The organism is Actinoplanes sp. NPDC051411 (genome assembly GCF_040682075.1).
GTDB lineage: Bacteria > Actinomycetota > Actinomycetes > Mycobacteriales > Micromonosporaceae > Actinoplanes.
The window spans coordinates 60006-67772 of sequence record NZ_JBFBAD010000058.1; the positions used below are offsets into that span (position 1 = coordinate 60006).

At 69.4% G+C, this 7767-nt stretch carries 8 protein-coding genes; 3 read left to right on the forward strand and 5 right to left on the reverse strand.

Annotated features, from left to right (window positions below; genetic code table 11):
- Together AB0M88_RS29110 and AB0M88_RS29115 are read left to right on the forward strand one after the other, a co-directional pair.
- The coding region (locus AB0M88_RS29110; RefSeq protein WP_364107735.1) for a hypothetical protein at nt 1-212 on the forward strand (212 nt) is incomplete at its 5' end.
- Nucleotides 209-1306: a branched-chain amino acid aminotransferase gene (locus AB0M88_RS29115; protein WP_364107737.1), complete on the forward strand. Its 1098-nt coding sequence runs from the start codon at nt 209-211 to the stop codon at nt 1304-1306. The genes AB0M88_RS29110 and AB0M88_RS29115, both read left to right, overlap by 4 nt.
- A gap of 17 nt (nt 1307-1323) precedes the next feature.
- On the opposite strand, the gene AB0M88_RS29120 is transcribed toward AB0M88_RS29115, so the two are convergent.
- Nucleotides 1324-2064, reverse strand: a complete 741-nt coding sequence (locus AB0M88_RS29120) for a tyrosine-protein phosphatase (protein WP_364107739.1) — start codon at nt 2062-2064, stop codon at nt 1324-1326.
- Nucleotides 2065-2263: 199 nt separating this feature from the next.
- On the opposite strand from AB0M88_RS29120, the gene cimA reads away from it, so the two are divergent.
- On the forward strand, nt 2264-3853 hold the full coding sequence (gene cimA, locus AB0M88_RS29125) for a citramalate synthase (protein WP_364107741.1): 1590 nt from the start codon (nt 2264-2266) through the stop codon (nt 3851-3853).
- On the opposite strand, the gene thrS is transcribed toward cimA, so the two are convergent.
- From thrS to AB0M88_RS29145, 4 genes are all read right to left on the reverse strand, one after another.
- A complete protein-coding gene (thrS, locus tag AB0M88_RS29130; protein ID WP_364107743.1) occupies nt 3817-4995 on the reverse strand; it encodes a threonine--tRNA ligase in 1179 nt (392 codons plus the stop codon). The two genes, cimA and thrS, sit on opposite strands and share 37 nt — an antisense overlap.
- Before the next feature lie 200 nt (nt 4996-5195).
- Nucleotides 5196-6155 (reverse strand): endonuclease/exonuclease/phosphatase family protein, encoded by a 960-nt coding sequence (locus AB0M88_RS29135; RefSeq protein WP_364107745.1) that lies wholly within the window; start codon nt 6153-6155, stop codon nt 5196-5198.
- 31 nt (nt 6156-6186) lie between these two features.
- Complete coding sequence (locus AB0M88_RS29140; RefSeq protein ID WP_364107747.1) at nt 6187-6699, reverse strand: GNAT family protein; 513 nt, start codon at nt 6697-6699, stop codon at nt 6187-6189.
- A 7-nt stretch (nt 6700-6706) separates the two neighbouring features.
- Entirely contained in the window at nt 6707-7630 is a 924-nt protein-coding gene (locus AB0M88_RS29145; protein WP_364107750.1) for an endonuclease/exonuclease/phosphatase family protein, read from the reverse strand.
- Nucleotides 7631-7767: the final 137 nt, after the last annotated feature.

Below are 7767 nucleotides of genomic sequence, written 5' to 3' on the forward strand. Positions count from 1 at the left end.
CGTCAGCCGAGCGGCAGCGTCAGCCGAGCGGCACCAAAGACATCAAAGACGTCAAAGACGGCCGGGCGGGCGACACCAAAGATGGCCGTCCGGTCCGTCATCACCCCGCGCTCGTGGTTTTAACGAACGTTCGGGGTAAATTTTCGTGGAGCACTACGGGTGCCCCTCGCATGCCTCGACTTTTCGCCAGAAAGCAGGTCCTTTTGTCATGAGCGGTGGTGACCACCTCGATTTCGAGATCCGTCCGAATCCGGCGCCCGTAGGAGCCGCCGAGCGCGCCGCGCTGCTGGCCAACCCCGGTTTCGGCCGCATCTTCACCGACCACATGGTCACCGTGCGTTACGCCGACGGCAAGGGGTGGTATGACCACCGTGTCGAGGCCCGCGCGCCGATCGCGATCGACCCCGCCTCCGCTGTGCTGCACTACGCGCAGGAGATTTTCGAGGGTCTGAAGGCCTACCGGCTCGACGACGGCGGCGTCGCGATGTTCCGCCCCGACGCCAACGCGGCCCGGTTCGCCCAGTCGGCCCAGCGCATGGCGATGCCCGCGCTGCCGCAGGAGGCGTTCCTGCAGTCGCTGCGCGAGATCATCTCGATCGACGCCGACTGGATTCCGCCGGGCGAGGAGGGCAGCCTCTATCTGCGCCCCTTCGCGTACGCCAGTGAGGTCTTCCTCGGTGTGCGGCCCGCTCTCGAATATCTCTACCTGGTGATCGCCTCGCCGGTCGGGCCCTATTTCTCCGGTGGCGTCAAGCCGGTCTCGGTCTGGGTCAGCCCCGACTTCACCCGGGCGGCCCCGGGCGGCACCGGCGCCGCGAAGTGCGGCGGCAACTACGCGGCCGGGCTGGTGGCCCAGGCCGAGGCGATCGAGCACGGCTGCGATCAGGTCGTCTACCTCGACGCGGTGGAGCGGAAATACGTCGACGAGCTGGGCGGCATGAACGTGTTCTTCGTGCTCGACGACGGCAGCCTGGCCACGCCGCCGCTGACCGGCACGATTCTGCCCGGCATCACCCGCGACTCGGTGATCAGGCTGGCCGGCCGGGCCGGCCGCCGGGTCGAGGAGCGTCCGGTCAGCTTCGAGGAGTGGCGGGAGGGCGCGAAGTCGGGCCGCATCCGGGAGGCGTTCGCGTGCGGCACCGCCGCGGTGATCACCCCGATCGGCACGATCAAGACGCCCGACGACGAGTTCCAGGTCGCCGACGGGGGCTCGGGCGACGTCACGATGGGCCTGCGCCGGGAGCTGGTCGACATCCAGCGCGGCCGCGCCGAGGACCCGTTCGGCTGGGTCTCCCGAGTTCTCTAGGCCCTAGGCCCTAGGCCCTAGTCAAGCAGGTGACGCCTCATCGACGTGATCTCCGCGCCGGTGAGGCCGATCTCGCGGACGAACTCTTCCACCGACCCGTGCAGTTCGCGCAGGTCGTCGAGGAAGAGGCGCATCGCGCCGGGCGGTGAGTCGAACATGTGCTCGTTGCCGCGCACCGCCTCCGGGTTCTTCCGGAGCAGATATTGCGTGAGCGGTTCCATCGCCGTGGTGGTCAGCGCATAGTCCGAGGCGATGTCCTCGTCGGACACCCCGAGCAGGGCCAGGGTCAGCGCGCACACCGTGCCCGTGCGGTCCTTGCCGGCCATGCAGTGCACGATCACCGGGGCCCGCGACGGGTCGGCGATCACCCGCAGAGCGCCGAGCAGGCCGTCGCGCCCGTCCTCGGCGAAGTTGAGGTAGCGGTCGGCCAGCCAGCGCTCGTGGTCGACGTCGTCGGGGTGTTCGACGGCTTCCCAGTCGACGTGTTCGACGACCACGTTGCGGTAGTCGAGGCCGTAGCGGTCGGCGATCCGGCCGTACTTCTCGATCTCGAACGGCCGACGCAGGTCGATGACCGTGCGGACGCCCAACTCGGCGAAGGCGGAAGCGTCAGCTTCGCCGAGCCGGTGCAGCGCGTCGGAGCGGAAGAGGCGGCGCCAGCGCACTTTGCGGCCGTCGAGGCCGGTGTAGCCGCCGACGTCGCGGAAGTTGTAGGTCGCGGAGAAACCGAGATTCCGGGGGTATGAATCGGCTACCACGCTCCCCAACCTAGTCTCGAAAGGTGGAACAACGCTTCCCACGGGAGCCGTTAGTGGCATGCTTCATTCCGTGACCCACAACGTGCTCATTATTGGCACCTAGCGCGCCGGCTGACGACTCGCCGCCGCGCTGACCTCCTGCATCCCGCAGGAGGTCTTTTTGTTGGGTCGCAATTCACACTCGAAGGGAAGCAGCGCCATGGACTACCAAGTCTTCGACACCACGTTGCGCGATGGCGGGCAACGCGAGGGCATCAGCTACACGGTCGCCGACAAGCTCGCGGTCGCCCGGCTGCTGGACGAGTTCGGCGTGGGCTTCATCGAGGGCGGCTGGCCCGGCGCGATGCCCAAGGACACCGAGTTCTTCCAGCGGGCCCGCACCGAGTTGAAGCTGACCAACGCGGTGCTGGTCGCGTTCGGAGCGACCCGCAAGGCCGGCGTCGACGTGGCCGCCGACGGGCAGGTCCGGGCCCTGCTCGACGCCGAGACCCCGGTTGTCTGCGTGGTGGCCAAGAGCGACATCCGGCACGTCGAGCGGGCGCTGCGCACGACCGGCGAGGAAAACCTTCAGATGGTCCGCGACACGGTCCGGCACCTGAAGGAGAACGGCCGCCGGGTCTTCGTCGACTGTGAGCACTTCTTCGACGGCTTCCGCTTCGACCCCGAATACACCGCGAGCGTGGTCAAGGCCGCGGCCGAGGCGGGTGCCGAGCGGGTGGTCATGTGCGACACCAACGGCGGCATGCTCCCCTCGATGATCACCAAGGCGATCAACGAAGTGGTCGAGCGCACCGGGGTGAGCGCCGACCGGCTCGGCATCCACTGCCAGAACGACACCTCGTGCGCGGTCGCCAACACGGTCGCCGCGGTCGAGGCCGGGGTCCGGCACTTCCAGTGCACCGCCAACGGGTACGGCGAGCGGCCGGGTAACGCCGACCTGTTCGCCACCGTGAGCAACCTGCAACTCAAGCTCGGGCTGAAGGTCCTACCGGACGGCTGCCTCGAGAAGGCGACGCGGGTGTCGACCGCGCTCGCCGAGATCGCCAACATCGCCCCCGACACCCACCAGGCCTATGTCGGGGCCGCGGCCTTCGCCCACAAGGCGGGTCTGCACGCGAGCGCGATCAAGGTGGATCCGCTGCTCTACAACCACGTCGACCCGTCGGTTGTCGGCAACGACATGCGGATCCTGGTGACGGAGATGGCCGGCCGGGCCAGCATCGAGCTCAAGAGCCGTGAGCTCGGTCTCGACCTGGCCGGCCACCCGGACACTCTGACGACGGTGACCCGGCGGGTGAAGGACCTGGAGGCCGGAGGCTGGTCGTTCGAGGCGGCCGACGCGTCGTTCGACCTGCTGGTGCGCTCGGAGCTGCCGGGCGCCGGCGTGCCCCGGCCGTTCACGCTCGAGTCCTACCGGGTGCTGACCGAGCACCGCGAGGACGGTTCGGTCATGTCCGAGGCGACGGTCAAGATCCGCGTACGCGGCGAGCGCGTGATCGCCACCGCCGAGGGCGTCGGCCCGGTCAACGCCCTCGACGAGGCCCTGCGGGTCGCGCTCTCCCAGCACTACCCCGAGCTCAAGCCGTTCGAGCTCAGCGACTACAAGGTGCGCATCCTGGAGGGTAGCCACGGCACCAACGCGGTCACCCGGGTGCTGCTGGAGACCACCGACGGCCACCGCGAGTGGACGACCGTCGGGGTCCACGAGAACATCGTCGAGGCCAGCTGGATGTCGCTGGTCGACGCCCTGACCTACGGCCTGTCGCGGGCCACGGCCGAGATCGCCTGATCGATCGCGACGGCCGGCATCTGCCGGCCGTCGCGTAGCCGCAGCGAGACCTCGCCGGAGGAGACCACGCGGTCTCCGATCACCGCGACGTACGGGATCTTCCGCTGAGCGGCGGCCCGAATGCGAAGTCCGACCGACCCCTCGTGTAGAACCTCGACCCGAAGCCCCGCCGCGACGGCCCGGGAGGCGAAGTCGTCCCCGATAACGGAGGCAAGGGGGATGACCGCGAGCTGCACCGGGGCGTACCAGGCCGGGAAAGCACCCTCGTGCACCTCGATCAGGTGGGCGAAGAGCCGCTCCATCGACCCGGCCAGGCTGCGGTGCACCATGACCGGGCGTGCGCGTCCGCCGGACGAGTCGGAGTAGCTGAGGTCGAACGCCGCCGGCTGGTGGAAGTCGATCTGGACGGTCGCGAGGGTGGACCGGCGACCGGCCGGGTCGGAAACCTCCACGTCGATCTTCGGCCCGTAGAACGCGGCCTCGCCCGGCGCGTCCTGATAGGGCTGGCCGGCCGCGTCGAGGGCCTCCCGCAGGAGCTTTTCGGCGAGCGCCCAGCTCTGCTCGTCTCCGGCGTACTTTCCGGAGTCGCCGCGGAGCGACAGTTGCACGGCGGATACGCGTACGCCTAACGCGGCGTGAGCATCACGCATCAGCCGGAGCACCGCGGCGACCTCGTCGCCGGCCTGGTCGAGGCGGCAGAAGATGTGGGCGTCGTTGAGCTGCACCGACCGCACCCGTTGCAGGCCGCCGAGCACACCCGAGCGCTCGGCGCGGTACATCGGGCCGAGTTCGGCGATCCGCAGCGGCAGCTCGCGGTAGGACCGCTGGCGTGACTTGAAGATCAGCGCGTGATGCGGGCAGAGGCTGGGCCGCAGGACGAGCTGATCCAGTTCCATCGGCGGGAACATGTCGTCGGCGAAGTTGCGCCAGTGGCCCGACATCTCGTACATCGCCCGCTTGCCCAGCGCGGGCGAATAGACGTGCTGGTAGCCGTTTCGTCGCTCGAGGTCGTAGAGGTACGCCTCGACCTCGTGCCGGGCGGCCGCCCCGGCCGGCAGCCAGAACGGCAGTCCGCTTCCGATCAGCGGATCGGAGTCGAAGAGGTCGAGTTCGCGGCCCAGTTTGCGGTGATCGACAGACATGTGCGGGTCTCCTTGAGGATTGGCCGGCGAGACCCCTGGAGACGCGACACGGCCCCGGGCAGCTCGCCCGGGGCCGTGTAAACGCTGGAAGCAGCGGAAGCTGCGTCAACGAGTGAGGGCGCCGGGTGTCCCCGGCGTCGTCGTGACAAATCCGCTTCGCATGTCGCCGAGGTTAGCTCGGACCGGCCGCCGCCGCGACGTCATTTCGCCTCCGGCGTAGCCGCCACGGCCGGCACGGTCAGCCACGCCAACACCGAGCGGTGGTCACTCTGCGGAATTCGGTGCACCTGCACTTCCCGTACGCCGATCCGCTCGTCGACAAGCACATGATCGATCGTGATCGGCGGCAGGCGGCGGGGCCCGTGGTAGATGCCCCAGGTCGGCACCAGTCCCTGCCCGACGGTGGCCGCCGCGTCCCGGTAGCCGTGCGCGATCAGATTCCGCAGTTCGGCGTGATCGAGCGTGGAGTTGAAGTCGCCGAGCAGGACGCGGGCCGTTCCGTGGGGATCGGCGTGCGGCTCGGCGAGCAGGTCGGCGTGCCAGTCCTTGAGCGCGGCCACCGAGTAGGGCGCCGCCGGGTGGGCCGATTCGACGAGCAGCGGCTGGGCTCCGGGTGGCGTCACCGTCCCGTACGCCTGGTTGAAGCCGCCGCCGTTGCGGCTCACGCCGGGATCGGTGATCGGAAAGCGTGAGTAGAGGCCGGAGCCGCTCGCGCCGCTCTCGGCGGCGAGCGACGAGTAGGGGAGCAGCTGGTCGAGGCCGGCCGTCTTGAGCCCGGCCTCGGCCTCGGGGGTGAACTCCTGCACCGCCAGCAGGTCGATGTCGTGATCGCGGACCAGTTGGACGATGGCCTTCGGGTCGGCGCCGCCGAGCAGCATGTTCGAGGTCATCACCTGCACGCGGACGCCGGTCGCCGGGTTCTTGCCGGGCAGCGCCCGGGGCAGCACCGCGACCGTCAGCGCACCGGCCGCGACCAGCGCGAACGCGGCGGCGAGCCACTGCCGGCGGGCCAGCGCGAGGATCAGGGGCAGCCACGACCAGGCCGCGACATAGGTGGTGAAGGAGAGAAGCTGGACGAGAATGCCACGGTCCCAGCCGCCCAGGCGGAGAACGGCCCAGACGAGTCCGGGCGCGACGAGCAGCCAGATCATGATCTTCATGGTGACCGAAGCTAGCGGTGCTCTGCCACCACTATTCGTTAAGTAGTTGATACAGGACGTGATCCTGCCAGTCTCCGGCGATGCGCAGATAGCGCGGGGCCAGGCCGTACCGCTGGAATCCGTTGTGTTCCAGCACGCGCCGGGACCGCACGTTGTGCACCAGGGTGCCGGCCTCCAGCCGGTGCAGCCCGAGGTCGGCGAAGGAGATCCGGCAGATCTGCCGCACCGCCTCGGTGGCGACGCCGCGCCCGGTGCGGTGGGCGTCGACGAAGTAACCCAGGCTGGCCGACTGGAGCGGGCCGCGCACGATCGTGGTCAGCGTCACCCGGCCGATGACCCGGCCGTCCTCGACGATCACGTGCGGGAGGGCGGTGCCGTGGTCGTACTGCCGGAGCAGGTCCTCGATCACCTGGCGCTGGCCGTCCGGGGTGAAGTAGGCGTCCGGCCGGTGCGGTTCCCAGGGCGCGAGGTAGAGCTGGTTGTCGAGCAGCAGGGCGGCGAGTTCGGGGGCGTCCGCAATGGAGATCAGTCGGGTGGTGCTCACATGATCATCATGCCGTGGGTATCACGAGGGCGGCCAACACGCTCCGGTGGTCGCTGCCCTTGACCCCGTGCACCTGCACGTCCCTGATCCCGATGCGCCGGGCGGCCAGCACGTGGTCGAGCGTCACCGGCGGGACCGGCTTTCCGGCGTACGGGCCCCAGGTGCCGAGCAGGCCCCGGCCGGTGGCGTCGGCGGCGTCGCGGTAGCCGCCGCGGGCGATCAGCCGGCGCACCGGGGCGTGGTCGAGGGTCGAGTTGAAGTCGCCCAGCAGGATGTCGGCCTTCGGCTCGGCGGCCAGGTCGCTCTTCCAGAGCTTCAGCACTTCGGTGGAATAGGGCGCCAGCGGGTGGGCCGAGACGACGTCGAGCGCCGCGGTGCCGGGCGGCTTGATCGTCGCGTAGACCTGCATGTTGCCCCCGCCGCCGCGCTCCGAGTGCGACTTGACGATCGGGAAACGGGAGTAGAGCCCGGAACCGGTCGTTCCCACCTCGTCGGCCAGCGCATTGTTCGGGAGAAGGGCATCCAGGCCGGCGTTGGTCAGGCCCATCCGGGCCATCGGCGAGAATTCCTGTACGGCCAGCACGTCCACGTCGTGTTCGCGGACCAGGGTGACGATCGCCCCCGGGTCGGCGGCCCCGATGAACATGTTGATCGTCATGACCGTGATCCGCACGCCCCGGTCGGGGCCGTGATCGTGGTCGGGCAACGCGCGCGGCAGCACACACCAGGCCATGATCACTACAGCCGTTGCGGCGGCGGCCGACTCGGGCCAGCGCCTCCTGGCCAAGGCGATGATCATCGGAAGCACGGTCCAGGCCGCGACATAGGGTGTGAAAGCGAAGGCCTGCACGAGGAAGCCGATTTCCAACCCGAACAGCCGTAGCACCGCCCAGAGCAGGCCGGGCGTCAGCAGCAGCCACAGCCCTTTCATGGCGCGACCGTAGCGGCGATCTCGCGGTTGGGGGGGGGCGCCCGGCCGCCCCCCACCGGGGTACCGTAAGTTATAGGAGTGGAACACCAACCCCAGGGGGGCCCCCCGCAAAAAGTACCCGGTCAACGCCCCGGCAA